This window comes from Campylobacter hyointestinalis subsp. hyointestinalis, assembly GCF_013372145.1.
GTDB classification, from domain to species: Bacteria; Campylobacterota; Campylobacteria; order Campylobacterales; family Campylobacteraceae; genus Campylobacter; species Campylobacter hyointestinalis.
Window position 1 is genome coordinate 1,019,122 of sequence record NZ_CP053827.1, and the last position, 26,031, is coordinate 1,045,152.

General features: G+C 33.3%; 30 protein-coding genes. 19 read left to right on the forward strand and 11 right to left on the reverse strand.

Going from position 1 to position 26,031, the window contains the following annotated elements:
- Positions 1-92 precede the first annotated feature (92 nt).
- From CHHT_RS05360 to CHHT_RS05425, 14 genes are all read left to right on the forward strand, one after another.
- Positions 93-2,150, forward strand: coding sequence for an ATP-dependent helicase (locus tag CHHT_RS05360; RefSeq protein WP_034961000.1), 2,058 nt, complete (start codon positions 93-95; stop codon positions 2,148-2,150).
- On the forward strand, positions 2,150-2,980 hold the full coding sequence (gene truB, locus CHHT_RS05365; RefSeq protein WP_034961525.1) for a tRNA pseudouridine(55) synthase TruB: 831 nt from the start codon (positions 2,150-2,152) through the stop codon (positions 2,978-2,980). The genes CHHT_RS05360 and truB overlap by 1 nt, the downstream gene beginning before the upstream one ends.
- Entirely contained in the window at positions 2,964-3,191 is a 228-nt protein-coding gene (csrA, locus tag CHHT_RS05370) for a carbon storage regulator CsrA (protein ID WP_034960997.1), read from the forward strand. Before truB ends, csrA begins: the two co-directional genes overlap by 17 nt.
- Complete coding sequence (locus tag CHHT_RS05375; RefSeq protein WP_034960995.1) at positions 3,188-3,925, forward strand: 4-(cytidine 5'-diphospho)-2-C-methyl-D-erythritol kinase; 738 nt, start codon at positions 3,188-3,190, stop codon at positions 3,923-3,925. Before csrA ends, CHHT_RS05375 begins: the two co-directional genes overlap by 4 nt.
- Positions 3,926-4,099: 174 nt before the next feature.
- Positions 4,100-4,555 (forward strand): SsrA-binding protein SmpB, encoded by a 456-nt coding sequence (smpB, locus tag CHHT_RS05380; protein ID WP_034960993.1) that lies wholly within the window; start codon positions 4,100-4,102, stop codon positions 4,553-4,555.
- A 13-nt stretch (positions 4,556-4,568) separates the two neighbouring features.
- Positions 4,569-5,165, forward strand: coding sequence for a thioredoxin domain-containing protein (locus CHHT_RS05385; protein ID WP_034960990.1), 597 nt, complete (start codon positions 4,569-4,571; stop codon positions 5,163-5,165).
- Complete coding sequence (locus tag CHHT_RS05390) at positions 5,155-5,454, forward strand: ATP-dependent Clp protease adaptor ClpS (RefSeq protein WP_034960988.1); 300 nt, start codon at positions 5,155-5,157, stop codon at positions 5,452-5,454. Before CHHT_RS05385 ends, CHHT_RS05390 begins: the two co-directional genes overlap by 11 nt.
- A complete protein-coding gene (locus CHHT_RS05395; RefSeq protein WP_034960986.1) occupies positions 5,454-7,532 on the forward strand; it encodes an AAA family ATPase in 2,079 nt (692 codons plus the stop codon). Before CHHT_RS05390 ends, CHHT_RS05395 begins: the two co-directional genes overlap by 1 nt.
- Positions 7,529-8,371 carry an RsiV family protein gene (locus CHHT_RS05400; protein ID WP_034960983.1) on the forward strand — a complete coding sequence of 281 codons (843 nt, stop codon included), beginning with the start codon at positions 7,529-7,531 and terminating at the stop codon, positions 8,369-8,371. The genes CHHT_RS05395 and CHHT_RS05400 overlap by 4 nt, the downstream gene beginning before the upstream one ends.
- Complete coding sequence (gene aat / locus CHHT_RS05405; RefSeq protein WP_034960981.1) at positions 8,368-9,018, forward strand: leucyl/phenylalanyl-tRNA--protein transferase; 651 nt, start codon at positions 8,368-8,370, stop codon at positions 9,016-9,018. Before CHHT_RS05400 ends, aat begins: the two co-directional genes overlap by 4 nt.
- A 51-nt stretch (positions 9,019-9,069) precedes the next feature.
- On the forward strand, positions 9,070-9,510 hold the full coding sequence (gene flgB / locus CHHT_RS05410) for a flagellar basal body rod protein FlgB (RefSeq protein ID WP_034960979.1): 441 nt from the start codon (positions 9,070-9,072) through the stop codon (positions 9,508-9,510).
- Between the two features lie 9 nt (positions 9,511-9,519).
- A complete protein-coding gene (gene flgC / locus CHHT_RS05415; RefSeq protein ID WP_034960977.1) occupies positions 9,520-10,011 on the forward strand; it encodes a flagellar basal body rod protein FlgC in 492 nt (163 codons plus the stop codon).
- Between the two features lie 14 nt (positions 10,012-10,025).
- On the forward strand, positions 10,026-10,316 hold the full coding sequence (fliE, locus tag CHHT_RS05420) for a flagellar hook-basal body complex protein FliE (protein WP_081046490.1): 291 nt from the start codon (positions 10,026-10,028) through the stop codon (positions 10,314-10,316).
- A gap of 2 nt (positions 10,317-10,318) precedes the next feature.
- Positions 10,319-12,142 (forward strand): peptidoglycan D,D-transpeptidase FtsI family protein, encoded by a 1,824-nt coding sequence (locus CHHT_RS05425; protein ID WP_034960971.1) that lies wholly within the window; start codon positions 10,319-10,321, stop codon positions 12,140-12,142.
- On the opposite strand, the gene hemH is transcribed toward CHHT_RS05425, so the two are convergent.
- Positions 12,129-13,070, reverse strand: coding sequence for a ferrochelatase (gene hemH / locus CHHT_RS05430; protein ID WP_034960968.1), 942 nt, complete (start codon positions 13,068-13,070; stop codon positions 12,129-12,131). The genes CHHT_RS05425 and hemH overlap by 14 nt on opposite strands.
- A gap of 122 nt (positions 13,071-13,192) precedes the next feature.
- Between hemH and alaS the strand changes: the two genes are divergently transcribed.
- Genes alaS through CHHT_RS05450 form a run of 4 tightly spaced genes read left to right on the forward strand, consistent with a single transcriptional unit; the run spans position 13,193 to position 18,685 of the window.
- Positions 13,193-15,730: an alanine--tRNA ligase gene (alaS, locus tag CHHT_RS05435; protein ID WP_064019788.1), complete on the forward strand. Its 2,538-nt coding sequence runs from the start codon at positions 13,193-13,195 to the stop codon at positions 15,728-15,730.
- The gene (locus CHHT_RS05440) at positions 15,727-16,215 is read left to right on the forward strand and encodes a hypothetical protein (RefSeq protein ID WP_034960966.1); all 489 of its coding nucleotides are present in this window, start codon (positions 15,727-15,729) and stop codon (positions 16,213-16,215) included. The genes alaS and CHHT_RS05440 overlap by 4 nt, the downstream gene beginning before the upstream one ends.
- The gene (gene maf, locus CHHT_RS05445; protein WP_034960965.1) at positions 16,212-16,757 is read left to right on the forward strand and encodes a septum formation inhibitor Maf; all 546 of its coding nucleotides are present in this window, start codon (positions 16,212-16,214) and stop codon (positions 16,755-16,757) included. The genes CHHT_RS05440 and maf overlap by 4 nt, the downstream gene beginning before the upstream one ends.
- Positions 16,754-18,685 (forward strand): transglycosylase domain-containing protein, encoded by a 1,932-nt coding sequence (locus tag CHHT_RS05450; RefSeq protein ID WP_034960963.1) that lies wholly within the window; start codon positions 16,754-16,756, stop codon positions 18,683-18,685. The genes maf and CHHT_RS05450 overlap by 4 nt, the downstream gene beginning before the upstream one ends.
- A 1-nt stretch (position 18,686) precedes the next feature.
- Here the strand turns inward: CHHT_RS05450 and CHHT_RS05455 are convergent, their stop codons facing one another.
- The 10 genes from CHHT_RS05455 to CHHT_RS05500 all read right to left on the reverse strand — a co-directional run bounded on the left by CHHT_RS05455 (position 18,687) and on the right by CHHT_RS05500 (position 25,224).
- Entirely contained in the window at positions 18,687-19,016 is a 330-nt protein-coding gene (locus CHHT_RS05455; RefSeq protein ID WP_034960961.1) for a cupin domain-containing protein, read from the reverse strand.
- 120 nt (positions 19,017-19,136) lie between these two features.
- Complete coding sequence (gene rplS / locus CHHT_RS05460) at positions 19,137-19,493, reverse strand: 50S ribosomal protein L19 (protein ID WP_034960960.1); 357 nt, start codon at positions 19,491-19,493, stop codon at positions 19,137-19,139.
- Entirely contained in the window at positions 19,490-20,188 is a 699-nt protein-coding gene (gene trmD, locus CHHT_RS05465) for a tRNA (guanosine(37)-N1)-methyltransferase TrmD (RefSeq protein ID WP_034960958.1), read from the reverse strand. Before trmD ends, rplS begins: the two co-directional genes overlap by 4 nt.
- Positions 20,189-20,191: 3 nt before the next feature.
- Positions 20,192-20,722: a ribosome maturation factor RimM gene (rimM, locus tag CHHT_RS05470; RefSeq protein ID WP_034960956.1), complete on the reverse strand. Its 531-nt coding sequence runs from the start codon at positions 20,720-20,722 to the stop codon at positions 20,192-20,194.
- A complete protein-coding gene (locus CHHT_RS05475) occupies positions 20,712-20,957 on the reverse strand; it encodes a KH domain-containing protein (protein ID WP_034960953.1) in 246 nt (81 codons plus the stop codon). The genes rimM and CHHT_RS05475 overlap by 11 nt, the downstream gene beginning before the upstream one ends.
- Positions 20,958-20,962: 5 nt before the next feature.
- Positions 20,963-21,190, reverse strand: coding sequence for a 30S ribosomal protein S16 (rpsP, locus tag CHHT_RS05480; protein ID WP_034960951.1), 228 nt, complete (start codon positions 21,188-21,190; stop codon positions 20,963-20,965).
- A gap of 72 nt (positions 21,191-21,262) precedes the next feature.
- The gene (gene ffh, locus CHHT_RS05485) at positions 21,263-22,609 is read right to left on the reverse strand and encodes a signal recognition particle protein (RefSeq protein ID WP_034960949.1); all 1,347 of its coding nucleotides are present in this window, start codon (positions 22,607-22,609) and stop codon (positions 21,263-21,265) included.
- A 71-nt stretch (positions 22,610-22,680) separates the two neighbouring features.
- Positions 22,681-23,616, reverse strand: coding sequence for an SLAC1 anion channel family protein (locus tag CHHT_RS05490; protein ID WP_034960947.1), 936 nt, complete (start codon positions 23,614-23,616; stop codon positions 22,681-22,683).
- Positions 23,609-24,289, reverse strand: coding sequence for a formate dehydrogenase subunit gamma (locus CHHT_RS05495; RefSeq protein WP_034960945.1), 681 nt, complete (start codon positions 24,287-24,289; stop codon positions 23,609-23,611). The genes CHHT_RS05490 and CHHT_RS05495 overlap by 8 nt, the downstream gene beginning before the upstream one ends.
- Before the next feature lie 2 nt (positions 24,290-24,291).
- Positions 24,292-25,224: a 4Fe-4S dicluster domain-containing protein gene (locus CHHT_RS05500; RefSeq protein WP_064019789.1), complete on the reverse strand. Its 933-nt coding sequence runs from the start codon at positions 25,222-25,224 to the stop codon at positions 24,292-24,294.
- 96 nt (positions 25,225-25,320) lie between these two features.
- Here CHHT_RS05500 and CHHT_RS05505 point away from each other — a divergent pair, with 96 nt between their 5' ends.
- Complete coding sequence (locus CHHT_RS05505; protein ID WP_232051107.1) at positions 25,321-25,956, forward strand: Crp/Fnr family transcriptional regulator; 636 nt, start codon at positions 25,321-25,323, stop codon at positions 25,954-25,956.
- The last annotated feature ends 75 nt before the right edge of the window (positions 25,957-26,031 follow it).

Below are 26,031 nucleotides of genomic sequence, written 5' to 3' on the forward strand. Positions count from 1 at the left end.
ACAAGATAATTTTTATCCTTAATGTATTAAAACGTTTAAAAGTTTAGCTATGATATAATGAAATACTTAAATTTAAAAGCGAAAATGATAGTATGGATAATTTATTAGATTCTTTAAATAAAGCTCAAAGAGATGCTGCTACGCATATAGATGGTGCGATGCTTATCCTTGCAGGTGCAGGGAGCGGCAAAACAAAAACAATCACTTCACGCTTAGCTTATCTCATAAGTGAAGTAGGCATAGACCCTTTAAATACTCTAACCCTTACTTTTACAAACAAAGCCGCTAGCACTATGAAAAATAGAGCTATGAATTTACTAAATACAAATTTACCATGTGCGCCCCTACTCTGTACGTTTCATAAATTTGGGCTTTTGTTTTTAAAGTTTTACATAAACGAACTAGGTAGAAAAAACAACTTTGTTATCATAGATTCTGATGATAAAAAAAAGATCATAAAAGATATAGAAACAAATATTCCAGCTTCTATTATCTCAAACGAAATTTCTAGATATAAGAACTTGCTTTTGAGCGAACAAGATATTTTAAATAGTTCAAAACTAAGCGCAGAAAATGAATTTACAAAAGATAATTATGAAAAAATAGCAAATGCCTATAAGCTATATGAAGAGTATCTAGTATCAAATAATCTCGTCGATTTTGACGATCTTTTAGTGCTAACTTATAAAATCCTTAGTTTAAACAATGAGCTAGCAACCCAAATATCAAATAGATATCAATATATAATGGTAGATGAGTATCAAGACACAAACGATTTGCAATACAAACTCCTTAGAAAACTCTGCTTAACACACGAAAATTTAGTTGTAGTCGGAGATGATGATCAAAGCATTTATGGTTGGCGTGGCGCAAGGATAGAAAATATACTAAATTTCAAAGATCAATTTAAAGATGTCAAACTAGTAAAACTAGAAGAAAACTATCGCTCAACTCCATCTATCTTAAAAGCTGCAAATGATCTCATAGACCACAACAGAAGTCGTTTAGGCAAAAAGCTTATAAGCACCAAAAAAGATATCAACCCTATCTTAATCATAGAAAACGCAGACGAAAATATAGAAGCCAAAGTCATATCAGAGCATATCACAAAGCTACTTTCTAGCGGAATAAAAGCTAATGAGATCGCCATACTTTATAGGGTAAATGCTCTATCTCGTAGCTTAGAAGACGGCTTAAATAAAGCCAAAATCCCATATAAAATGGTTGGCGGAGTAAAGTTTTATGAAAGAATGGAGATAAAAGATATAGTCGCGTATCTAAGACTTGTATTAAATCCAAATGATGATTTTTCACTAAATAGAGTCATAAACAGACCAAAACGCGGACTTGGAAAAGTAAGTCTTGCAAAGCTGGAAAAATTTGCTTATGAGAACAAGACTTCTATTTACAACGCTTTATATATGATAGACGATGACGTAGTAGGCAAAAAACTACGCTTAAATTTACTAGATTTTGCAAACTCACTAAGAGATCTAAAAGATAAAACACCTTATGATCTTTTAAGCGATCTAGATAAGAGTTTTGGTATAAAAGAATACTATAAAAATATGCCTGATGGCGTCGATAGAGTAGCAAATATAGACGAATTTTACGCACTTTTAAAAGATCAAATTCTAAACTCACCAAATTTCGAGCTAGAAGAGTTTTTAAACGAACTCTCTTTGCAAAGCGAACAAGATAGGATAAGTGATGATGCTATCTCTATAATGAGCGTTCATGCCAGCAAAGGGCTTGAGTTTGAGCATCTTTTTGTCATCGGGCTTGAAGAGGGATTTTTTCCACTTATCGGAGATGGAAGCGATATCGAAGAAGAAAGACGCCTTGCGTATGTCGCCATCACAAGAGCAAAAAGTGGGCTTAACCTATCATATTCAAACTCACGCTTTTATAAGGGACAAAGAACTAGACTTAATAAATCAAGATTCTTAAGTGAAGCTGGACTATGCGAAGGCTCACTTGTCATAGAAAGTAGCAATGAATTTAAAAAAGGTGATCTTATCAAACATAAGATTTTTGGTATAGGCAGAGTTATGGAAGTAACAAAGGTCAAATCAGAGTTTAAGCTTAGAATAAATTTTGGCGGAAACGTCAAAGATATAATGTCTAGTTTTGTGGAAAAAGTACTGTGATAGAGCGACTATTTGTAGCAAATAAACCGACCGCTGTTTCTAGTAACTATTTTTTAAGCAGGTTAAAAAGAAAATACGGCGTAAAAAAAGCAGGATATTCTGGCACTTTAGATCCTTTTGCAAGTGGAGTTTTGATAGTGGCTTTTGGAAATTATACAAGGCTTTTTAACTACCTAGCAAAGTCTCCAAAAGTATATGAAACAACTATCTGGCTAGGGGCATTTTGTGAAAGTTTAGATAATGAAAACATAACAAAAGTCGATATTTTAAAACCATTTTCTATGCAGAGTTTAGAGATAGTCAGATCAGATTTACTAGGAAATATAAAGTATATCCCGCCTAAATTTAGTGCAAAAAAAATTGACGGAAAAAGGGCTTATGAACTAGCAAGAAAAGATGAGGAATTTGAGCTAAAGCCTTGCGAAATGCAGATTTTTAGCTGTGAAATTTTAAACTATTCACATCCGTTTTTAACACTTCGTCTAAGCGTTAGCGAAGGCTCTTATATAAGATCTTATGCCCAGATTTTTGCTAAAAAACTAGGCGTAAATGCAACTTTAAGTGCATTAAAAAGAGTAAGTGAGGGGAAGTTCGTCTATGAAAATGAAAAAGAGCTAGATCCTACTAAATTTCTTAGTCTAAAAACAAACTCGTATCTTGGTGATCCAAAAAATATAAAAGATGGCAAAAAGCTAGAAGTTTTTGAATTTAGCATAAAGACAGATGGGGTTTATTTGGTTAAATTTGATGAGTTTTTTAGCATAATCGAGATAAAAAACGGCGTGATTTCATATCGTTTAAATAAGGTAAAAAATGCTGATATTAACTAGAAAAAATGGTGAAGCCGTGCAAATTGGCACAGATATAGAGATCAAAATAATAGAATCTTCAAAAAATAGCGTAAAAATAGGCATAGAAGCACCTAAAAGCATTCTTATTTTAAGAAGCGAACTAGTGAGTGAAGTAGCAATCTCAAACCAAAAAGCTAGTGCAACTGGTAAAAATTCGCTTGATGAGCTAAGTAAAAAGTTTCAAAAATGAGAAGTTACGCAAAGCTAAATATATTTTTAAAAATAATAGGAACTCGTGGGGATTACCATGAGATAATCTCGCGTTTCGTGCTATTTGAAGAATTATATGATGAGATAAATTTTATAAAAAAAACAACAGATGAGTTCATCAAAGATGACTACATACCAGAAAATATCATCAAAAAAGCAAGAATTTCCCTAGAAAACTTAGGCTTTAAAAACGAACTAGACGAATTTTTTACAACTCATCAAGTAAAGCTCATAAAAAAGATCCCTTGTGGTGGCGGACTTGGTGGTGGAAGCTCTAACGCAGCGGCTTTTTTAAATTTAGCAAATGAAGAGTTAAATTTAAAAATACCAAAAGAAAAGCTTATGAAAATCAGCAAAAATATAGGCGCAGACGTTGCATTTTTTGTTAGTGAGTTCAAAAGTGCAAATGTCAGCGGAATTGGTGAAATAGTAGAAAACTTCTATGATGACGTACCAAATTTAGGGATTATAACAAGCGATATTTTCTGCTCTACTCCAAAAGTGTTTAGAGAATTTAGACAAAACTTTTGCAAATTTGATCTAAACTTAGCTAAAAATTTAGAACAACTTAGCTCAAATGAGATTTTACATTCATATCAAAATTATGAATTAAACGACTTATTAAGACCTTGCTTGAAGCTTTATCCAAATTTAATCATTAAGCAAAACGAGTTTTTAAGCGGAAGTGGAAGTACTAAATTTATTTTAAAATGAATTTAGCGCTAGATATTTGAGTGATTATTATAAGCTTTAGCGTTTGATTTTAATCGCTACTTTAAGCCTTTAAACTTCTAATTTTAGTGTAACATTAAAAGAACAAAAGTAGTAAATTTATAAAATATTTTATCATTTTTTGATATAATCATCAACCTTATAGAAAGAGAGTTTATGGCAAAAGATTTAGCAAGAAATAAAAAAGCATTTCACGACTACACCATACTTGAAACTTTTGAAGCTGGAATTGTGCTAAAAGGTAGCGAAGTCAAAGCCTTAAGAGCCGGTAGAGCAAATTTAAAAGATAGTTTCGTGCGTATAATTCGCGGTGAGATATTTTTGCTAAATGCTCACATAAGCCATCTTAATACCACAAATATGCACTTTAAACCTGACGAAAGAGCTCCTAGAAAACTTCTTATGCATAAAAGGCAGATAGATAAACTATTTGGTCAAGTAAGCACAGAAGGACTTACTATAGTCGCTCTGTCGCTGTATCTTAGCAGTAAAAATATAGTAAAAGTTACCATCGCTCTTGCAAAAGGTAAAAATTTACATGACAAAAGAGAGGCGATAAAGAAAAAAGAAGCAGATTTAGAAGCTCGCGCCGCCATAAAAAGATATTTATAAAAAAGGAAGAAATATGAAAAAAATAGTGTTTATGCTTAGTTTTTGCGTTATGCTCCTAACAGGTTGTAGCCAAAGTGATGTTTCAAGCGAACCTAGTTTCAAACCATATAAAGTAGGCGATGAGATAGAGCTTACTAGCGTAGTCGGTGCTAAAGCTACCTTAGTTAGAAGTGAGCACGGATTTAAACTAAAAGGAAGCGATAAAATAGTTATGATAGATATATTTGGAACCTACTGCGTTCCATGCCAAAAAGAAGCGCCTCATCTTATGGATTATCAGCTTAAAAATAGTGAGAATTTTATGCTTATAGGACTTATACACTTTGAAAAAATAAGCGACAAAGACGTCGTAGAGAACTTTTCAAAAAAATATAATGCATATTATTTTATAGCAAACAGCGATGAAAACGCGCGTATAGTTGATCAAATTTTAAAAGATATAGACTATAAACACGCTTTGCAAATTCCATTTAAAGTCGTATTTAAAAATGGAGTTTATCAAATACTCACAGATACGCTAGAAGGCAAACAAGGAAATAAATTTTACCTAGGAAGCATAAGCACAGATGTGATAAGCAAAGATATAAGTAGGATTAAAAGTGCAAACTAAAAAAGCATCTTTACTAAAACTAAAAACAAAAGATTTTAAACCAAATTTATATAAAGTGATACTGCTAAATGACAATGTCACGACTATGGATTTTGTGGTATTTATCTTAGTAGAGATATTTTCTAAAAGCAGTAATGAGGCTATAAATTTAATGCTAAAGATCCACGAGATAGGAAGTGCGGTTTGTGGCGTATATACAAAAGAAATTGCTAAAACAAAACAACTACAGGTTTTAAATTTAGCCAAAACAAACGGTTTTCCGTTAAAATGTATTTTAAAAGAAGAGTAATGCTAGATCCTAAATTATCAAATATCATAAAAGTAGCAAATCAAATAGCCACGCTTAAATCACACGAATATATCAGCATAGAACATATAATCTATGTTTTGATGGATGATGAAGAGTTTTTGCAAAAACTATCAAATTTAAACATAAAAGATCATGAAGCCTTAAAAGCGGACTTAGAAAATTTACTTAGCGGATTTCCAAAAGCCCTTCCTAACAAAAACCCAATACCTACGTACAAGCTAAATGAAATTCTCTCAAAAGCAGTAAATAAAGATAAATTTGATTTAGATGATTTTTTTGATTCTATTTTAGAAGACAAAGATTCTACGGCTTATGAGATCCTTAAATTTCATGGTTTGCAAGAAAACTTAGATGATGATATAGAGTATTTTGCTACAAATTTAAACGAGATAGCAAGTAGTTTTGATCCCATCATAGGCAGAGAAGACGAGATAAATACAGCCTTACAGACACTTTGCAGACATAAAAAAAATAATCCTATCTTTGTAGGAGAAGCCGGCGTTGGAAAAACAGCTATCGTTCAAGGAATAGTAAAAAAGATATTAAACGGCAATGTACCTGATAAGCTAAAAAATAGCGTCATATACTCGCTTGATCTTGTTTCTCTTTTAGCAGGAGCAAAATACAGGGGCGAGCTTGAAGAGAGATTAAAATTCCTTATCGATAAACTAAAATCCAACCAAAACAACATACTTTTTATCGATGAAATCCACACAATACTAAATCAAAATGGTGGCGAAAGTGCAGTAGATATAGCAAGTGTGCTAAAACCATACCTTGCAAACGGCGCCATAAGATGCATAGGAGCGACTACATATAGCGAGTTTAGAAACTTTAACAAAGATAAAGCCCTGCTTAGAAGATTTGCAAAAATAGACGTAAGCGAACCTAGTGAAGATGAGTGTTTTTTGATACTAAAAGGACTAAAATCAACCTATGAAAAATTCCATAACGTTACTTATAACGACGAAATTTTAAAACTTAGCATCAGCCTTGCAAAAAGGTATTTGAGCGATAAATTTCTACCTGATAGCTCCATAGATATCATAGATGAAGCAGGAGCAAAAGCCTCTATAAATCACAAAAAGCAGATAAGCAAAAAGCTAATACTAGAAATAGTTTCAAAAATAGCAAATATATCAAATTTAAACAATACTGAGGATAGCACAAAATTATTAAAAAATTTAAGAAATAATCTAACTTCAAAAATTTACGGTCAAGATGAAGCCATATATTGCATAAATGACGCTCTGCTCTGCTCATACGCTGGACTAAATGAAAAAAATAGACCTATTGGAGTATTTTTATTTACCGGAAGTAGCGGCGTAGGAAAAAGTGAGCTAGCACGCGAGCTAGCAAATGCTTTAAACGTGCATTTTGAACGCTACGATATGAGCGAATATATGGAAAAACATGCAGTGTCAAGGCTGATCGGCTCACCTCCTGGATACGTCGGATTTGAAAACGGTGGACTTTTGACAAATATGGTAAAAAAGCACCCTTACAGCGTTATTTTATTTGATGAGATAGAAAAAGCAAACGACGAGCTTTTAAATATATTTTTACAAATTTTTGACAACGCTAGTCTAACTGACGGGGCAGGAAACAAAAGCGACTTTAAAAATACAATCATTATAATGACGTCAAATTTAGGTACAAAAGAGGCTCCTATTATGGGCTTTAAAAAAGACGAAGAGAGTAAAACAGGACGCGCTATAAACAACTTCTTCGCATCCGAGTTTAGAAACCGTATAGACAAAATCGTATATTTTAATCCTCTAAACAAAGATGTACTTGAAAAAATAATCACAAAAATTATTAGCGAGACCAGCGAAGAGGCAAAAATAAGCATAAAACTTAGCAGCAAAGCCGTAACAGAGCTCATAAGAATCGGCTATAACCCTGAGTTTGGCGCTAGAAATTTAAAAAGAGTTATCAAAGATAAGATAATAAATACTTTAGCAAAAGAGCTACTTTTTGGCAAGCTTAAGACTAGCAAAAAAGTCGCTATAGACTTTGATAAAGAGTTTAAATTTGATTTCAAGGACAGATCATGAAGATCCTAGCCATACTATTTGTTTGTTTTGGTCTGATTCATGCGCAGAGCTTTAGCGGCGAGTTTATATATGCGGCAAACAAGAGCTATAAGGTTTATATCCATGATTTTAAAGATAATAATATCATAAAAAATTGCGGCGACGAAAATAGCGATGAAACTATAGATCTAAATAGTTTCATATTTTATGTAGGAGATAAAAGATATGAGGGCAAAAAAGATGAGAGCGGAATCGTATTTTCTCCTATAGCAAAAGTTTCGTATAATGATGAAAACGTAACGATAAAAATGCTAGTTAAAAAGATAATCCTACCAATTATCAAAAAACAAAACATCAAAGTATTGAGTTACTATGATGAAAATACATGCTTCATAAAAAGCGAATTTGATGAAAACCAAACTATGGTTTATGAGCCTTACTCAAACTATTCGTCTATAAGTTATATAAATTATATAGACGAAAATGTGACAAACTATCAAACTTTTATATCAAATTTTAACGGAGTTCATCCTACTTTTCAGACTAAAAATAGAGTTATTTCAAACAAAGATCTGAGTGATTTTGATATAAAAAGCGTTTATGATCTAAACTCAAGCGAAGCTATAAATTTACTAAAAAGCAAAATTCTAAGCAAATTTAAAGCAGATGCCGCAGTAAAAAACGACTCAGAAGCAAAAGATGAATTTTTTGATTTTAACAACATAACATTTAACGAAAATTTCAGTATAAGTCCGCTTGGTATAACGTTTTATTATCCAGAATGCGAACTTATGCCTTGCATAAACGGCGGTATAACAGTATTTTTTGACTTCAAAGAACTTTTTAAATTTAAAAAATGATGTATAACTTTCCAGACCCAAAAAATGCACCAAAACACTCTCCTATCGCCTATGGTGGCGATCTTAGTAGCCAAGCTCTGCTTGGGGCTTATAAAAAAGGTATTTTTCCGTGGTTTATGGAAGGCGAAGAGATACTTTGGTGGTCGCCTGATCCTAGAGCTGTTTTATACCCAAAAGAAGTGAGAGTTCAAAAAAGCATAAAACCGTTTTTAAAAAAATATAAAGTTAAATTTGACAGCGATTTTACAGGACTTATAACGCTTTGTAAAAATGCAAGAAGCGAGCCTACTTGGATAAGCGACAAAATCATCGCTGCTTATACAAATTTACACAATTTAGGCTTTGCTCATAGTGTAGAAGTTTATGAAAATGACGAGCTTATCGGTGGGCTTTATGGCCTCATTTTAGGTAAGATCTTTTGCGGGGAAAGTATGATAAGCATAAAAACAAACGCATCAAAAGTGGCTCTGATAGCTCTTTGTAAAGCTTTGGATAAATTTAATTTTATCATTGATGCTCAAGTTATGAATCCTCATCTTAAATTTATGGGTGCATTAAATTTAAATAGAGATGAATTTTTAAATATTTTAGATATTAAAAAAGAGGAATTTTGCGGATTTGATAAATTTAGTGAGTTGATTTCCTAAATTTAGGAACAAAATTTGCTTATTTTGATTATAAATTTATAAGGAGAAAAGATGTTTGTAGGCTTTCAAACAAGTAAGTCAAGACCTTTAGTAGCAGCCGCTCTTGAAGGTAGAGTTTTACGTCAACAAATCATTTCAAGCAATATAGCAAATATCGATACTCCGTACTATAAATCAAAAGACGTTGATTTTGAATCGGCTCTTATAGCCAAAAAAAATGAGATCTATGGACAAAATGGAGATTATGGCGTATTTAAGATGGCGACTACAGATCCAAAGCATTTTGGAAATATCGACTTTCCTGCTAGTAATCTACCGACTATCTATCTAAGAGATGGTCACACAGCAAGAAATGATGCAAACACCGTAGATTTAGACGTAGAAACAACAGAGCTTAGTAAAAACGCTATAATGGTTCAAGCCATAGACTACGCCAGCAAAAAACAAGGCGAGATATTTAAAAGCGTTATAGATTCAAGTAGCAAACTTTAAGGATAAATGATGGCATACTTAAGTGATTTTGACATAAGCGGTTACGGACTTAGCGCTCAACGTTTTCGTATGAACGTTATAAGCTCAAACATCGCAAACGCTAACACAACTAGAACTGCTGAAGGCGGTCCGTATCGTCGCAGAGAAGTTATTTTTAAAGCTATTGATTTTGATAAACAACTAAATAACACTATAAATTCTAAAAATGACTTTTTGCAAAATGAAAATCCTTTGGACGATCCGGACGCTCCTGATTTTCCAAAGCCAGCTTTGATGAGCGTTATAGTAGATAAAGTCGTACGCGATGATAAAGATTTCAAACTCAAATTTGATCCAAATCATCCAGACGCCGACGCAAAAGGATATATAATGCTTCCAAATATTAATCCAGTTATTGAAATGGCCGATTTAATAGAAGCAACAAGAGCTTATCAAGCAAACGTGTCTGCATTTCAAAGTGCAAAGACTATCGCAAATAGCGCTATAGATATGTTAAAATAAAAAGGTAGATGATCATGAATATCTCTGAAATATCAAATTTAAAAGAACAGAGTCAAACCAAAAAAACAGAACAAAATGGTTCTGGAAGTGGATTTTCTGATATGTTAAATAAAGCTCTAAATGATCTAAACGATACTCAAGTAAAAGCCGATAAAGCAGTAGCCGAACTAGCAACAGGTGAAGTCAAAGACTTACACCAAGCAGCGATCGCCATAGGAAAAGCCGAAACTAGCATGAAACTTATGCTAGAAATTCGCAATAAAGCCATAAGTGCATATAAAGAAATTTCAAGAACCCAACTATAATAATGAATGAACACCACAGCCAAGGAAAAGTATATGTACTTTTTGGTTTTATTATTTTTGGAATAACCCTATTTCTCATAGTTATATTTTATAGAGCCTTGCTTGATCGTCATCTACCAAAACTGCAAAGCAGTGATTTCGACAGTGCTTTAAGAGGTTCTATCATCACGCAAGACGGATTTAACATAGCAAGTAGCCAAAAACTATATAAAGCTATGCTAGATACTAGAAACATAGATCCAAACAAAAAAGAGCTTTTTATCAAACTTTACACTCTTTATAGTGGAGATGATCCAAAAAAAATAAGAAAAATTTTAAGCAAAAAAGGTACGGTAACTTTATCTTATGAGATAGATGCCAAAGGCGCAGCGTATCTCAAAGAGCTATCTAGAAAATTATATAGAAAAAAAGTTTTCGTACCTTATGAAGATCCAAAAACAGGGCTTGTAACGACTCAAGGTATGAGCATAGTAGAAAGTGGCGAAAAAAGAATTTATATGGCAGAAGATACCTTTACGCCCTCCATTGGATATATAAAAAAAGTAGAAAAAGACGGGATAACAAAAGTAGAAGGCGTAAAAGGGATAGAAAAAGTATATGAAAACTTGTTATCTTCTACTCAAGACGCTCTTATAAAAGGTCCAAGAGATCTTGCAAATACGATCATTTTATCAGGTGACGCTGATCTGTCTAAAAGGATTGATGGCTATAACGTAGTTTTAAATATATCTCTTAAACTCCAAAAAATCATCGAAAAAATGGCAAATGAAAGAGCCAACGATCTCTTAGCAAAAGAAGTTATCGTAGGTATTATGGATAGTAAAACCGGCAAAATTCTATCATTAGCATCAACTGAAAGATACAACCCTTCAAATATAACCAGAAATGATTATAAAGCGCTAAATTCATCATCTAGCGAGTATGCTTATGAAGTCGGATCCGTCATGAAACCTTTTATATTTTCTTTATTGCTAAAAGAAAATAAAGTAAATCCTTTAGAGATCATAAACACTTATGGTGGTAAATATAAACTAGGTCAAAGGATAATAACAGATAGCCACAAAAACGCATTTTTAAGCGCTGAAGATATCATCGTAGAATCATCAAATATAGGAATGATACAAATAGTAGAGCGTCTTAGTGAAGTGGATCTTTACAACGGTCTTTTAGACTTTGGATTTTCGAAAAAAACAGGCATAGACTTAAGCTATGAGCAAGTCGGACTTTTACCATCTATAAATGAGCTAAGAAACAAAACTTACCGTGCTACTTTAAGTTACGGATATGGTCTGCAAGCGACATTTATGCAGCTTTTAAATGCGTACAACACCATAAATAATAACGGAGTTATGATAACTCCGAGGATCGCAAGTCATTTAGAAAAATACGGTAAAGCCTATAAGATAGAAGAACAAGAGATAAAAACCGTTCTTCCTATAGAAGTCGCAAAAACTATGAAAAGAATTCTTATCAAAGTAGTCGAAAGCGACAAAGGAACAGCTAGAAAAGCTAGGATAGACGGACTTAGTATAGGCGGAAAAACAGGAACTGCTCACATAGCCACAGTCGGTGGGTATAGCGACAAAAGATACAACGCAAGCTTTTTTGGTTTTGTAAATGACTCTAAAGGCAACAGCTATACTATAGGCGTTTTAGTAAGAGAGCCTATGAAGCCTTATCCGTATTATTTTGCTTCATGGAGTGCATTACCTATATTTAAAAACACGGTAGAGCTAATGATAGAAAATGGATATTTGTTTCCTATGCCTACTATCAAAAAATCCCAAAAAGTAGATGAGCCAGAAGTTGGGATTATATTAGACTAACTTTTTTGGCTATAAAATTTACAAATTCATCGCTATCATTTGGTGCTTTTACCACTTCGTAATACTCAAATCTATTTTCATTTGCCACATGTCTATACTCAATACTAAGCTCAAAATCGGTTTCTGAGTTATCTATACAAAAACTGATCGGATAAATAAGTGCTTTTTTACTCTCAAGTTTAGGCAAAACTTCATTTAAATTTGGACCTAACCACTCTACTGGTCCAAGCCTTGATTGATACGCTAAAGATACGCTTTTAAATTTGATCCCAGCTTTATTTAACATACCAGCTAAAATTTGAACATGTTCTTTTGTATGCTTTTCGTACAAATCTCCGCTATCTATGATCTTTTTAGGCAAAGAGTGAGATGAAAATATCAAATCAATATCTTTAGTATCTAAATTTAAAGTCTTATTTTTAATATTATTTACTATGATGTCATTATAATTTTCATCTTTGTAAAAATAATCAACTATTTTGATATTAGCTTTTATACCAAGATCGCTTATAGCTTTTTTAGCCCCGTCAAGACTTGAAGTGATCGTCGTAGAAGAGTGCTGAGGATACAGTGGAAATAGTACTATTTCATCAAAATTTATATATTTTTTGAGCGTATCATTTGCAAAAGGTGGGGTATAATTCATAGCATAATCAAATTTGATCTCGCCAACTTTAATTTTTTGATTTAGTTTGGCCACTAATGATCTAGTTATATCTCCTATAGGGGATTTACCACCAAGCACCACATAGTTGCTAGTAGCGCTTTTTAATCTCATTTTTGTGATGAGCCACGCCAAAATACTTCTTATTTTTGAATTTTTTATAGTCAAAATATATGGATCGTTAAACATATTTTTTAAAAACATCTCAACTTGAGATAGATCGTCTGCTCCACCCATATTTAGCAAAATAATTGCTTTTTTCATATAAATCCTTTTTATTTTGATTTTATCATATAAATATCAATATATCGCAATAATTACTTAAATTTTGTTTTTAACTTATTTGTGCTAAAATTAAAACTATTTTTGAATTTAGGAAATTAATTATGGATATTAGAAAAGAATATTTGGATTTTTTTAAAAGCAAAGGACATGAGATTATCCCATCAGCTCCGCTAGTCCCAGATGATGCGAGCTTACTTTTTACAAATGCCGGAATGGTGCCTTTTAAAAGCATTTTTACAGGAGATGTGCCTCGCCCTACTCCGCCTATTCGTACAAGCTGTCAGACTTGTATAAGAGCTGGTGGAAAGCACAACGACTTAGATAACGTCGGCTACACGGCTCGTCACCATACGTTTTTTGAAATGCTAGGAAATTTCAGCTTTGGCGAATACTTCAAAAAAGATGCCATAGCTTACGCGTGGGAATTTGTCACAGAAGTGCTAAAGTTGCCAAAAGAAAAGCTTTATGTCACAGTTCATGAAAATGATGATGAAGCCTATGAAATTTGGCAAAAATTTATACAAAAAGATAGAATTTACCGCTTTGGCGATAAAGATAACTTTTGGGCTATGGGAGATACTGGACCTTGCGGACCTTGTAGTGAGATATTTTATGATCAAGGAAGCGAGCATTTTAACAGTGACGAAGATTATATGGGTGGCGATGGAGATAGATTTTTAGAAATTTGGAACCTTGTATTTATGCAGTTTGAAAGAAGCAAAGACGGCACTATGACTCCACTTCCAAAGCCTTCAATTGACACTGGAATGGGACTTGAGAGAGTAACTGCTATAAAAGAGGGTAAATTTAGCAACTATGACAGCTCTTTATTTATGCCTATAATAAACGAAGTTGCAAAAATCGCAAATTTAAAATATGAGTATGAGAGCGGCGCTAGTTTTAGGGTTATAAGCGATCATATTCGCTCAACTACATTTTTACTAGCTCAAGGCGTAAATTTCGATAAAGAGGGCCGTGGATATGTCCTAAGACGCATACTAAGAAGAGCTCTTCGCCATGGATACTTACTTGGGATAAAAGAGCCATTTATGTATAGATTAGTTGATAAAGTAGTAGAATTAATGGGTGAGCACTATGATTATTTAAAAGAGAAAAAAGAGTATGTAAAAGAGCTGATAAAACTAGAAGAAGAAAGATTCTTAGCCACTATAGCTGCTGGGCTTGATCTATTTAACGAAGAATTAGCAAAAACTTCAAGCAAAACTTTTAGTGGTGAAGTAGCATTTAAATTATATGATACTTACGGATTTCCACTTGATTTAACAGCTGATATGCTAAGAGAAAAGGGACTTAGCGTAGATGAGGCTAAATTTGATGAGCTAATGAATGAGCAAAAAGCAAGAGCTAAAGCTAGCTGGAAGGGTAGTGGAGATACTGCAAAAGAGAGCGGAGACTTTAAGGCTTTGCTTGAAGAATTTGGCGAAAATGAGTTTATCGGATATGAAAATTTAAAAAGCACTAGCAAAATTTTAGCCCTTTTAAATAGCGAATTTAAAAGAGTAAATGAGCTAAAAAATGGAGAAATCGGATACGTGATGCTAGACTCTACTCCATTTTACGCACAAAGCGGCGGACAGTGTGGAGATATAGGTCTGTTAGGAGAAGATCAAGTTCTTGATACTAAAAAATATTTCGGTCTAAATTTAAGCACTATAGAAGCAAAAAATAGCATAAAAATAGGAGATACCGTACTTTGTGAAGTTAGCCTAGATAGGCTAGAGATTCGCCGTCACCACTCAGCCACCCACTTGCTCCATGCAGCACTTAGAAGTATTCTTGGAGCTCACATAGCTCAAGCTGGAAGTAGTGTAGAAGCAAACAAACTTAGATTTGACTTTTCTCATCCAAAACCAGTAACAAAAGAAGAGTTAGAAAAAATTGAGAATTTCGTAAATGAAGCGATCTTAAAAGGTGCTAAAGCAAAAACAGAAATAATGGACATAGAAGAAGCTAAAAAAAGCGGAGCGATAGCTCTGTTTGGTGAAAAATACGCAGACAAAGTCAGAGTCTTAACACTTGGTCCATCAAAAGAGCTTTGTGGAGGAACTCACGTAGAAAATTTAAATGAGATAGGAAGCTTTTTCATCGTCCGTGAAAGCGGAGTCAGTGCTGGAGTAAGACGTATAGAGGCGGTTTGCTCTAAAGCAGCGCTTGAGCTATCAAAAGAGTTTAGAAAAGAGATAAACGATATAAAAGATAGTTTAAAAGGTGCAGATCCATTGCTTGCCATCAAAAAGCTAAAAGATGAGATAAAAACGCTTCAAAACGATCTAAAAAACGCTTCAAACACAAAAGATCTAGACATAAAAGATATAAACGGTACAAAAGTCGTAGTATCCAAATTTGATGGAGATATAAAAAGCAAAATAGACGAAATAAAAAATAAATTTGATAAAGTAGTAGTATTTCTAGCCAGTGCAAAAGACGGTAAAGTGAGCTTAGGAGCAGGAAGTAAAAACACAAGCATAAAAGCAGGAGAATTAGTAAAAAAAGTAGCTCCGCTAGTAGGCGGTGGCGGTGGCGGAAGAGATGACTTTGCTACTGCTGGAGGTAAAGATGAGAGCAAAATAGACGAAGCTCTAAATGCTGCTACTAAATTTATAAGTGAGAACCTTTGAACACAGCATTTGCAAGACTCGACCAAATAGCGCCGTTTATCCATATAAGTAGTTCGGCGCTATTTATAGCAGTTCAGCTTAGTATAGTGATTTTTGCAAAATATTTTTTTAAAAATATTGAACAAAATCCGAATTTATATAAAACCATACTAAAAGAATTTGGATATTTTGTGAAATTAGAACTAGTCGCTATCTTCGTACTCTGTATAAGTGGAGTATTTGCCGCATTTACTGGCAAGATCAGGATATCAGACCCTATGGTTGAAGCCATTATGCTTACAAAATGGGCGCTTCTTGCATTTATTTTGCTAAATATAGTCTATATGTGGTATAAATTCGGCAAGGCTAAAAAAGCATTTTCTAGCGGCGATCTTTTAAGTGTTCATGAGAATTTCGTTTTGATAATATATTATTTCACACCGCTAAATATCGTATTATCATTTATCAGTATATATCTTGGGGTTACATTTAGAGGATTTCAATGATAGTTCTTGCTTCTAGCTCTGAGAGTAGAGCTCAAATTTTACGTGATTTTAATATACCATTTATTCAAATAAGCATGGATTATGACGAAACTAGCACTCAAAAAACATCGCCCAATTCATATTCTATGAATGTCGTTATCCAAAAATCAAAACAGTTCTTTTCCAAATTTAAAAAACAATACGATAATGTTTTATTTGCCGACAGCAGCGTTATTTGTAAAGGTCGAATTTTAGGTAAAGCAAAAGATGAAGATGAAGCGTGGCAAATGCTCGATTTGCAAAGCGGATCTCTAGTTAGCGTATATACGGCTATGAAATTCGTCTCTACTAAATTTGATATTGACGCTCTTAGCGTTACTACTTTTAAATTTGATATTTTTCAAAAAGATGATTTGGAAAAGTACATAAAAAGCGGTCTTTGGAAAGATAAAGCAGGAGCGATGATGTGCGAAGGATTTAATAAAAAATATATTTTGCAAACTCATGGCAATAAATCCACCGCCATGGGGCTTAATGCTCAAATTTTAAAGGCGTTTTTATGAAGCATATTTTTAGCTTTTTTACCATAATCGCGATCTGCTTACTAGTTGGATTTGTGTATTTTTATTCACAAATCAGAGTAGATATATCAACTATAGTTGATTATAAACCAAAGCTAACTACGCAAATTTTTGATAGGAATGGCAATCTAGTAGCAAACATATTTGACGAAGAAAATAGACAGTACGCACAGTATGACGAGATCCCACAAAGAGTCATAGAATCACTCGTAGCCATAGAAGATACTAGTTTTTTTGAACACGGCGGTATAAACGTTGAAGCTATTTTTAGAGCGGCCATAAAAGATATCAAAGCTATGGCTCTTGTAGAAGGAGCCTCTACCCTCACCCAACAACTCATAAAAAATATGGTTTTAACAAGAGATAAAAAATTTACTAGAAAACTTAGAGAAATAATACTCGCTATAAAGATCGAAGATGAACTGACAAAAGAGCAAATCATCGAAAGATATCTAAATCAAGTATATTTTGGACATGGATATTACGGAATTAAAACAGCAGCGCTAGGATACTTCAAAAAAAATCTAAACGAACTAAGCTTAAAAGAGATAGCTATGCTTGTAGGTCTTCCAAAAGCACCTAGCAACTACGATCCTACTAGACATATGGATCTATCAATATCACGTGCGAACGGTGTTATATCAAGGCTATTTAACCTTGGATGGATAACACAAGATGAGTATGAAGCGTCTTTAAAAGAAACTCCTATGGTATTTGATGAAACATTGACTCAAAATAGAGCGCCGTATTTGGTAGATGAAGCTATAAAAGAAGCTATAAAACAGTATCCAGATATTAAGTATGGAGGATATAAAGTCACTTTAACGGCGGATTTAAAAATCCAAAGTATCGCCCAAAATGCACTTAAATTTGGATATACAGAGATATTAAAAAGAGATAAAAATGCTGATGAAACTTATCTAAATGGAGCCATTATAGTAACAAATCCGACAAATGGAGAGATTTTAGCATTAGTCGGTGGTGTTGATTATGCTAAAAGTAACTTTAACCGAGCAACACAAAGCGAGCGCCAACCAGGTTCTAGCTTTAAACCGTTTATATATCAAATCGCGCTTGATCTTGGCTATTCTCCTATGAGCAAGGTCGCAGATATATCTCGTGTATTTGAAAATGCCGGAAGAAATGAAGAAGACAAAGACTGGAAACCTAAAAATTACGGCGGAAATTTTGAAGGATACATAACCCTAAAAGACGCACTCAGACAATCTAGAAACCTAGCAACCATAAATTTGCTAAACTCAATAGGGCTAGATATAGTATCTCAAAAGCTTTCAAATTTTGGTTTTAAAAATATCCCACAAAACCTATCTATCGCGCTTGGAAGCTTTGGCATAAGTCTTATAGAGTTTAGCGAACATTACTCTATGTTTGCCGGACTTGGTACTACTAGCAAATCAAACTTGATAAAATCAATACAAAAAGATGAAGTCATCACTGAATTTAGCTCAGAACAAACCGTGATGATAAAACCAGAACAAGCATATTTGATGATAGATATGCTAAAAACAGTAGTAGAAGAAGGAACTGGACGAGGCGCAAAGGTCGCAGGTATAGAAATCGCCGGAAAAACAGGCACTACAAATAACAATATTGATGCATGGTTTTGTGGATTTACGCCTGAAGTACAAGCTATAATCTGGTATGGAAACGACAATAATATGCCTATGAGAAAGATAGAAGGCGGAGGTAGAACTGCAGCGCCAGTATTTAGAGAATTTATACAAAACTATATAAAAGAATTTCCAGATACCAAACGTAAATTTGATACCCCAAAGGAGGTTTATCATAAGATTTATGAAGGAAATGACGCCATATATACAGATACTTCACCACTTCCAAAACAACAAATAAACGCTATAGATATGCAAGAAGGTGGACTAATCTTTTGATTTAGCCCACAACCTTAAATACGCGGCTCTCATTATCTATTTTTGAAAGACTAAGTCTGATGATAGAATCTTCCAAAGCTAGAAGAGAATGCTCTGCATCTGCTTTTAATGTTATCAGATCAAACTCGTCTAGTCTTACTTCTTGATTATCCTTTTTAAACATTATAGAGCCTTTTAAAACTTGTACGATTATAGGAGCTGGCGCTTTATGTTTATCCATAAAAGAATTTTTTGCCATACTTATCCTGATCTCTTTTGAAAACTCGGATTCTGCTAGCTTAATAGCTTTAACACCGTCAAACAAAGATGTTTTAAAAATAATTTTTTCCATATAGATCCTTTTTTATTTAAAAAGATTATATTAAAAAATGATATGAAATAAATTGATTTTGATTAAGAAAAGATTGAGAGAAAGTCGTCGCAATTGCAAAGTGCAAAGCGACTTAGATAATTATTTTTTAAGTTCTTTGATTCTAGCAGCTTTACCACGTCTATCTCTAAGATAAAATAGCTTAGATCTTCTTACGCGTCCTTTTCTAAGAACTGTAATGCTTTCTAGACTTTCACTAAAAATAGGGAAGATTCTTTCTACGCCTACGCTATTTGCACCTATTTTTCTAATGATAAATGTCTCGCCGACACCGCTACCGCGTCTAGCTATACAGATACCCTCAAAATTTTGGATTCTAGATTTATCACCTTCTTTAATGCGAATAGCAATTCTTAAAGTATCGCCAGCACGAAAATCAGGCACAGACTTATTTGAAATTTGAGCACTTTCGAATGCTTCTATATATTTGTTTCTCATCTTTTTTCCTTCTGTTTTTTTGGCGATTTAATTTTTTGATATAAATCAGGGCGGAAGAACCTAGTTTTACACAACGCCATATTGTTTTTCAAAACGCTGATTTTATCATGATTACCCTTTAAAAAAGCTGAAGTAGCACTCAAGCCTTGATAAACAAACGGCTTCGTAAAACTTGGAGCTTCTAGAATTCCCTCTTCGAAACTTTCAACTTCTAAAGAATCAGGGTTGCCTAAAACGCCATTTAAATTTCTTGATATAGCATCGCACATGCAAAGCGCGCCAAGTTCTCCACCAGTAAGGATAAAATCCCCTATGCAAAAAACCTCATTTACCTTTTCTTCTATGATCCTCTCGTCGATCCCCTCATATCTTCCACAGATAAAAGTAACATCGCTAAGTTTAGATAGTCTTTTTGCATCATTTTGAGTAAATTTTTTACCTGATGGCGTGAGATAAATGATATGTGTGTCTTTTAAAGAGTTTATAGCTTCAAATAACGGCTCTGGTTTCATAAGAAGTCCAGCTCCACCACCTATCATATAGTCATCGACTTTTAAGTGTTTATCATTGCTAAAATCACGTGGATTTATAAATTTAAGTTTTACAATGCTATTATTTACAGCTCTACCAAGGATGGAATCCTTAAAATAAGGCTCTACTAAATTTGGAAAAATAGTTATAAAATTAAATCGCATAGTTTATGAATTATAAAGAATCTGAATCGAATTTTTAACTTGTATCTTTTTTAAATCGATATTTACATCTATTATAAAGTTATCAAGATACGGTATATAAAACTGAGTACTTAAACCTTTAGAAACAAGATTTGCAGCCGTTTGGATACTAAATAAAAATCCGCTACCCACTTCTATGATATCTAAAATTTCACCGAGTAAGGTATCGTCTTCATATACAAAACAACCTATAATATCAAAATAAAAAAACTCATCTTGTTTTAATTTACAAAAATGCTTTGTATCTTCGATAGTCCTATATAAAACAGTATTTACCAGACTTTTGGCTAGTTCTATATCTTCATAATTTTGAAATACTATGAGAGAATTTGTCTTATCAAAGCTTTTTATGATAAATTCTTTACCTTTTTTATCATAAAATTTAGCATCTTTTTTAAATTGCTCTGGAAAGTCACTGCGGTTATGGAGCTTCATGGCTCCTTTTAAACCAACAGTTTTTCCAAGTACGCAAACCTCTACAAAATCACTCTTCAATAGCTTTTACCGTAATTCTATATGAGGTTGGGTCTTTCGCTTTGCAACCAATGATCACTGTCTTGATAGCATTTATCATCTTGCCGTCTTTACCGATAAGCCTTCCGGTATCAGCTTTGCTTGCATGCACAATAATTTCATCAAAATTTTCACCCAAACTAACTCTTTCTACTTTGATAAGTTCAGGGCAATCTGCTATGAGTTTTGCATACTCTTTTAAGAATTCTTCTACCATTGTGATTATTTTGTTATTTGAGCAACTCTATCGCTAAGTTTAGCACCTACGCTTTTCCAATACGCAAGTCTTTCAGCATCAACTTTTACGATCTCTGGTTCTACCATAGGATTATAGTATCCTATACTCTCTATCCAGCCGCTATCACGTCTTTTTCTACTATCTGTAACAACTATACGATAAAATGGTCTTTTTTTACGTCCCATTCTTGTTAGTCTAACTACTGTTGCCATTATTTTCTCCTAATTATTTTTTTGATTAAGGCTTAATTATAGCTAAATTTTAGCCATAAGTAAGCCCTAAATTTATCTAGGGCGATTTGCGTTTGCCATCATTGAAGCAAACCCTTTCATACTATCTTTATTTGAAAATCTTTTAGCAAGTTTTGCAGCGTTGCTAAATTGTTTTAAGAATTTATTTACTTCTATCTGTCCAAGTCCTGCTCCAGCTGCGATCCTACGTTTTCTAGCATTATTTAAAAGGTCTGGATTTTCACGCTCTTTTTGAGTCATAGAGTCGATCATAGCTTTTATATGTTTTATCTCTTTACTATTATCAAGATCTATATCTTTTATCTGATTTGCCATATTTCCAAGACCTGGTATCATACCTATCAAACTCTTCATGCTTCCAAGTTTTTTAACACTCTCAAGCTGAGTTAAAAAATCGTTAAAATTAAACTCGCCTTTTTTGATTTTTTTATTTAATCTTTTTGCTTCTTTTTCATCTATTATCGTACTTGTTTTTTCAGCCAGCGTTGCCAAATCGCCCTCGCCCATTATGCGACCAACGATCCTATCTGGTATAAAACTCTCTAAATCTGCTGGTTTTTCACCTACACCGACAAATCTAAGCGGAACGTTTATCTGTTTTGCTATACCAATAGCAACACCGCCTTTAGTATCAGCGTCAAATTTACTTAAGATCACGCCTGTTATACCAAGAGCATCATTAAAACTAGCAGCGGTTTTTACACCATCTTGTCCGCTCATAGCATCAGCTACATAGAATATTTCGTGTGGATTTAATGCGGTTTTAATCTCTTTTAGCTCACTCATTAAAGCCTCATCAATTGCCAAGCGACCAGCAGTATCAACTAAAAGCACATCATAAAGAGCATCTTTAGCCTTTTTAAGTGCCTCTTTGGCTACATTTACTGGATTATTCTCTCCATCAATGCTAAATAACTCAATCTCATTAGCACTACATAGCTGTCTAAGCTGCTCAACCGCTGCTAAACGCTGCAAATCAGCAGCAGCGACAAGAACGCGTTTTTTACGAGCTTTTAGATAACTTGCTAGTTTAATAGTAGTTGTGGTTTTTCCACCACCTTGCAAACCAGCCATCAATACAATAGTTGGTGGATTAGAAGCAAAGACAAAGCCACTACCTTTATTTCCATCATTTGGGGCGGTTAAGATATTTATTAAATTTGATTTTATACTATCTAAAAATTGTTTTTGACCTATTGCACCATTTTTTAGATCTGTTTCTACTAAATTTACGAGCTCTTTAGTAACTTTGTGATGAACATCAGCTTTTAATAGCGACTTTTTAAGCGTCTCTAACGCATTTTTTAAAGCCTTCTCATCATCGACAAATTTAAGTTTATTTACAGCTGATTTTAGCGACTCGCCAATAAATTCAAACACAATTTACCTTTATTAATTTTTATTAAAAGGAGCTAATTATATCTTTTATTTACTTTGAAATTGTTTAAATACTATTCTGGCATAAATATATTTTGATTTACGATATTTTTGATAGTGTGATAGCTAATAAATAATATCATAGCCACAAGCAAAATAAAAATCAAATTTGCTAAATTTAAAAAGAACATACTATTTGTTATCTCATACGCTTTAAAACAAGCTATACTTACAGCAGCTGTTGGAAATGTAAATGCCCACCACGAAATGAAAAATTTAAGATGAAAGAAATTTTTATACATAAAAATCACAAGAAAAGTAAAAAATATAGCCAAATTTAAAAGAAAAATAGCTACTAAATCAAAGCTATTTGTAAGCTTTATATAATCTAAAAAGCCAACAGCAGGAGGAGCTATCATAATAAAAAGCGTTGGCATAAATTTACTTGGAAGCTGGTCATGAAATAAAATCCTATAAAATACCAACGAAAACAACACAATCCAAAAAAACATTGCCACACTAAAATAAAACCACATCCAAGAAGAAATTTCTTTAGCACCAACGATGATTATTAAGTTACCAACAATTGGGATAAACCACGCTGGATTTGAGTGTTTTATCTCTAAATTTTTATTTATCCAAAATGAAATTACATAAAATGTAAAATATGTCTGGCAAACAACTCCGATATAAAATAAAATCTCATAAACGAGCTTAAAGTCTTGCCATAAATTTGCTAAAATAAGCGTTGAAATAGGCACAGTGGCAAAGAAATTTATCTTTATAGGATGAGATAACTCTTCTTTGACTTTATCTAAATTTGTAAATATTTTTAATATGTAAAAAAATACTATCAATATAAAAATCGCACTCACAAAAACCCTAAATACTACAAAACCACCATCATCAAATTTCATAATCTCATTTAGCTTTTTATAAGCCATTCCAAATCCGCCAAGCCCCATAATAACAGCAAAAAACATTATATGAAAATTTGCTAATCTACCCATCTTTTTCCTCTTTTAAATTTAATTTTTTAGCCTCATCTACTCCGTCTTTCCATAAGCTATGTCTTTGGATAGTGTATTTTGCATCTACCTTTCCACTAAACATAGATGGCAAAAGCTTACGATTTACCTTTGGCATGAAAGCCATCAAGTGAGCTATTATTAGCAGTATTATCATAACCATACCAAGGTTATGAAGCTGTGCAGCCCAAAAATACAGCTCATTTGATATATCAAATCCTAATAAATTTTTATATGTTTTTATAAGCCCAGTCACTACCAACATTAAGATCGTAAAAGCTATAGCTATATATGCCAAACGCTGCTCTGGTAGGTATTTACTAGATGGTGGCTCATGCGATTTTGTAATCATAGACTTTATAACCAAATAGCTATTTTTTATATCTCCTTTTTTAGGAAATATATCAAATTCCCTTCTCATAGTATGAAATACAATATGATAAAGTCCAAAAAACACAAGCAAAAAAGCAAAAATATAGTGCAAATTTAAAGTAAAATAATAATCTCCACTCCACTCAAAAAGCTGAATTTTAGTGATATTATAACGCTTTGCGATAGGCATTTGAAATAGTCCGCTCATAATCAAACCAAATATGCTAAAGGCCACGCCCCAATGAATAATGCGATTTTGTAAATTTTGTCTTTTGATTTTCATTTTTAATCCTTATTTCTAGCTTTATATACAGCGATTCCAGCACCGATGACACCTGCTATTGGAGCTAGTAAAGTAGCCGTTGCAAGTGTGGTAGAATCCCTTAAAGGGCTATCAACACGGCTCATATGTGGTGTGCCAACCTTATTTTGCTTGTCTTTGTATTTTTGGCTAATTGCCATATCGATATCTTCAAATTTAACACTAGAGATATAAACCGTGCTTGTTCCGCCATTTTCATTTAGTCCATAAATTTCTCTTTTTTCACCTTTTAAACGCTCTAAAATTATCTCTTTTTTATCAAAAATAATGGCATTTTTCGGACAAGAAATTTGGCATTTTGGCTTTTCATTTTTACAAAGCAAGTCAGCGCACATATCGCATTTATACATTACGCCTCCACCAGCTAGCTTTGGAGCGATCTTAAGATATATCCCAACCCCAGCTTGTCTTTGTGGGATCTGCCACGGGCAGGCATCACGGCACTTTGCCCCACCAAAGCAGAAGTTTTTATCTATATCTACAGCACCTTCATCACTCTTACTAATCACACCAAAAGGGCAGAGCTTTTGACAAGGCGGATTATCGCAGTGCATACAACGACGCGGAATAAAAACCTCTTTTTGCCCTACTTTGACACTCTCGACAAAGGTCCAATTATATGGTGTTAGGCGATTGATATTGTCCTTTTGATTTTGGTAATCTTCAAATTTAGTTTGTGGAAAATATGGCATAATCGGATTTTGTGGGCGTGGAAAATTTGGCTCATTTTTATCTCTGCAAGCTTTTACGCAAAGCGGTATAGGCTCATTTTTACAGCCATCGCAAAGGTCAAGATCGATGATACTCATTATCTTTTTGTCTTCCAAATTTGAAGTTGCAAAGAGAGAAGAGCTAGCAGCAACAGCACTAAATTTAAAAAAACTTCGTCTATCCATAATATACCTTTAATATATTTTTTAGACAATTATAAGTAGAATTGCATAATTTTTCTGTGATAAAATCACACAAATATCAAATTTAGTAGGTGAATTTTGATAGATAATACTGACAAATTGATGATTAGAGATAAATTTAAATCGTTTGATATTAGTCAAGAAGACATAAAACTCATAGAAGAAAACGCTTATTATAGTAGTTTTGACAAAAATGAAATAATATATCAAAATAAGAAAAAATGTTATGGCTTTGTCATCGTAAAAAGCGGAAGCTTAAGAGCCTTTATACTATCACAAAATGCTAAAGAGATAACGATTTTTAACCTAAAACAAGATGATGAGTGCATACTTTGCTCAAGCTGTATATCAGACTCGTTGCAACTTGAGATAAGCCTAGAGGCAAAAGATGGGCTATGCCTACTAGTCATTCCAGCTAAAGTCTTTTCTAATCTCAAACAAAAATATATAAAGCTATCAAACTATGTGCTAGAACTTCTATCAAAAAGATTTGCAAATAGCGTGTTTGTAATGCAACAAGCACTTTTTTTACCACTATCTAAGCGAATTCAAGATTTTTTGCAAGAAAATGCAGTAAATAAAGAGCTAAATCTAACCCACGAAGAGATAGCTAGGCATCTAGGAAGTGCTAGAGAGGCTGTATCTAGAATTCTAAAAGAGATGGAAAAAACTGGAAGCATAAAGCTTCTACGAAATCAAATAATAATCAAATAGCACTATTTTAGTGATAATGTTACTGAAAAAATCATTTAAATCAACTATTATTGTCAAACCAAACCAAAAAAAAGG

Coding starts and splice junctions, on each gene's coding strand:
- CHHT_RS05360 (WP_034961000.1), top strand. CDS start 93: ATGGATAATTTATTAGATTCTTTAAATAAAGCTCAAAGAGATGCTGCT.
- csrA (WP_034960997.1), top strand. CDS start 2,964: ATGCTGATATTAACTAGAAAAAATGGTGAAGCCGTGCAAATTGGCACA.
- CHHT_RS05375 (WP_034960995.1), top strand. CDS start 3,188: ATGAGAAGTTACGCAAAGCTAAATATATTTTTAAAAATAATAGGAACT.
- smpB (WP_034960993.1), top strand. CDS start 4,100: ATGGCAAAAGATTTAGCAAGAAATAAAAAAGCATTTCACGACTACACC.
- CHHT_RS05385 (WP_034960990.1), top strand. CDS start 4,569: ATGAAAAAAATAGTGTTTATGCTTAGTTTTTGCGTTATGCTCCTAACA.
- CHHT_RS05395 (WP_034960986.1), top strand. CDS start 5,454: ATGCTAGATCCTAAATTATCAAATATCATAAAAGTAGCAAATCAAATA.
- CHHT_RS05400 (WP_034960983.1), top strand. CDS start 7,529: ATGAAGATCCTAGCCATACTATTTGTTTGTTTTGGTCTGATTCATGCG.
- aat (WP_034960981.1), top strand. CDS start 8,368: ATGATGTATAACTTTCCAGACCCAAAAAATGCACCAAAACACTCTCCT.
- flgB (WP_034960979.1), top strand. CDS start 9,070: ATGTTTGTAGGCTTTCAAACAAGTAAGTCAAGACCTTTAGTAGCAGCC.
- flgC (WP_034960977.1), top strand. CDS start 9,520: ATGGCATACTTAAGTGATTTTGACATAAGCGGTTACGGACTTAGCGCT.
- fliE (WP_081046490.1), top strand. CDS start 10,026: ATGAATATCTCTGAAATATCAAATTTAAAAGAACAGAGTCAAACCAAA.
- CHHT_RS05425 (WP_034960971.1), top strand. CDS start 10,319: ATGAATGAACACCACAGCCAAGGAAAAGTATATGTACTTTTTGGTTTT.
- hemH (WP_034960968.1), bottom strand. CDS start 13,070: ATGAAAAAAGCAATTATTTTGCTAAATATGGGTGGAGCAGACGATCTA.
- alaS (WP_064019788.1), top strand. CDS start 13,193: ATGGATATTAGAAAAGAATATTTGGATTTTTTTAAAAGCAAAGGACAT.
- maf (WP_034960965.1), top strand. CDS start 16,212: ATGATAGTTCTTGCTTCTAGCTCTGAGAGTAGAGCTCAAATTTTACGT.
- CHHT_RS05450 (WP_034960963.1), top strand. CDS start 16,754: ATGAAGCATATTTTTAGCTTTTTTACCATAATCGCGATCTGCTTACTA.
- CHHT_RS05455 (WP_034960961.1), bottom strand. CDS start 19,016: ATGGAAAAAATTATTTTTAAAACATCTTTGTTTGACGGTGTTAAAGCT.
- rplS (WP_034960960.1), bottom strand. CDS start 19,493: ATGAGAAACAAATATATAGAAGCATTCGAAAGTGCTCAAATTTCAAAT.
- trmD (WP_034960958.1), bottom strand. CDS start 20,188: ATGCGATTTAATTTTATAACTATTTTTCCAAATTTAGTAGAGCCTTAT.
- CHHT_RS05475 (WP_034960953.1), bottom strand. CDS start 20,957: ATGGTAGAAGAATTCTTAAAAGAGTATGCAAAACTCATAGCAGATTGC.
- rpsP (WP_034960951.1), bottom strand. CDS start 21,190: ATGGCAACAGTAGTTAGACTAACAAGAATGGGACGTAAAAAAAGACCA.
- CHHT_RS05490 (WP_034960947.1), bottom strand. CDS start 23,616: ATGGGTAGATTAGCAAATTTTCATATAATGTTTTTTGCTGTTATTATG.
- CHHT_RS05495 (WP_034960945.1), bottom strand. CDS start 24,289: ATGAAAATCAAAAGACAAAATTTACAAAATCGCATTATTCATTGGGGC.
- CHHT_RS05500 (WP_064019789.1), bottom strand. CDS start 25,224: ATGGATAGACGAAGTTTTTTTAAATTTAGTGCTGTTGCTGCTAGCTCT.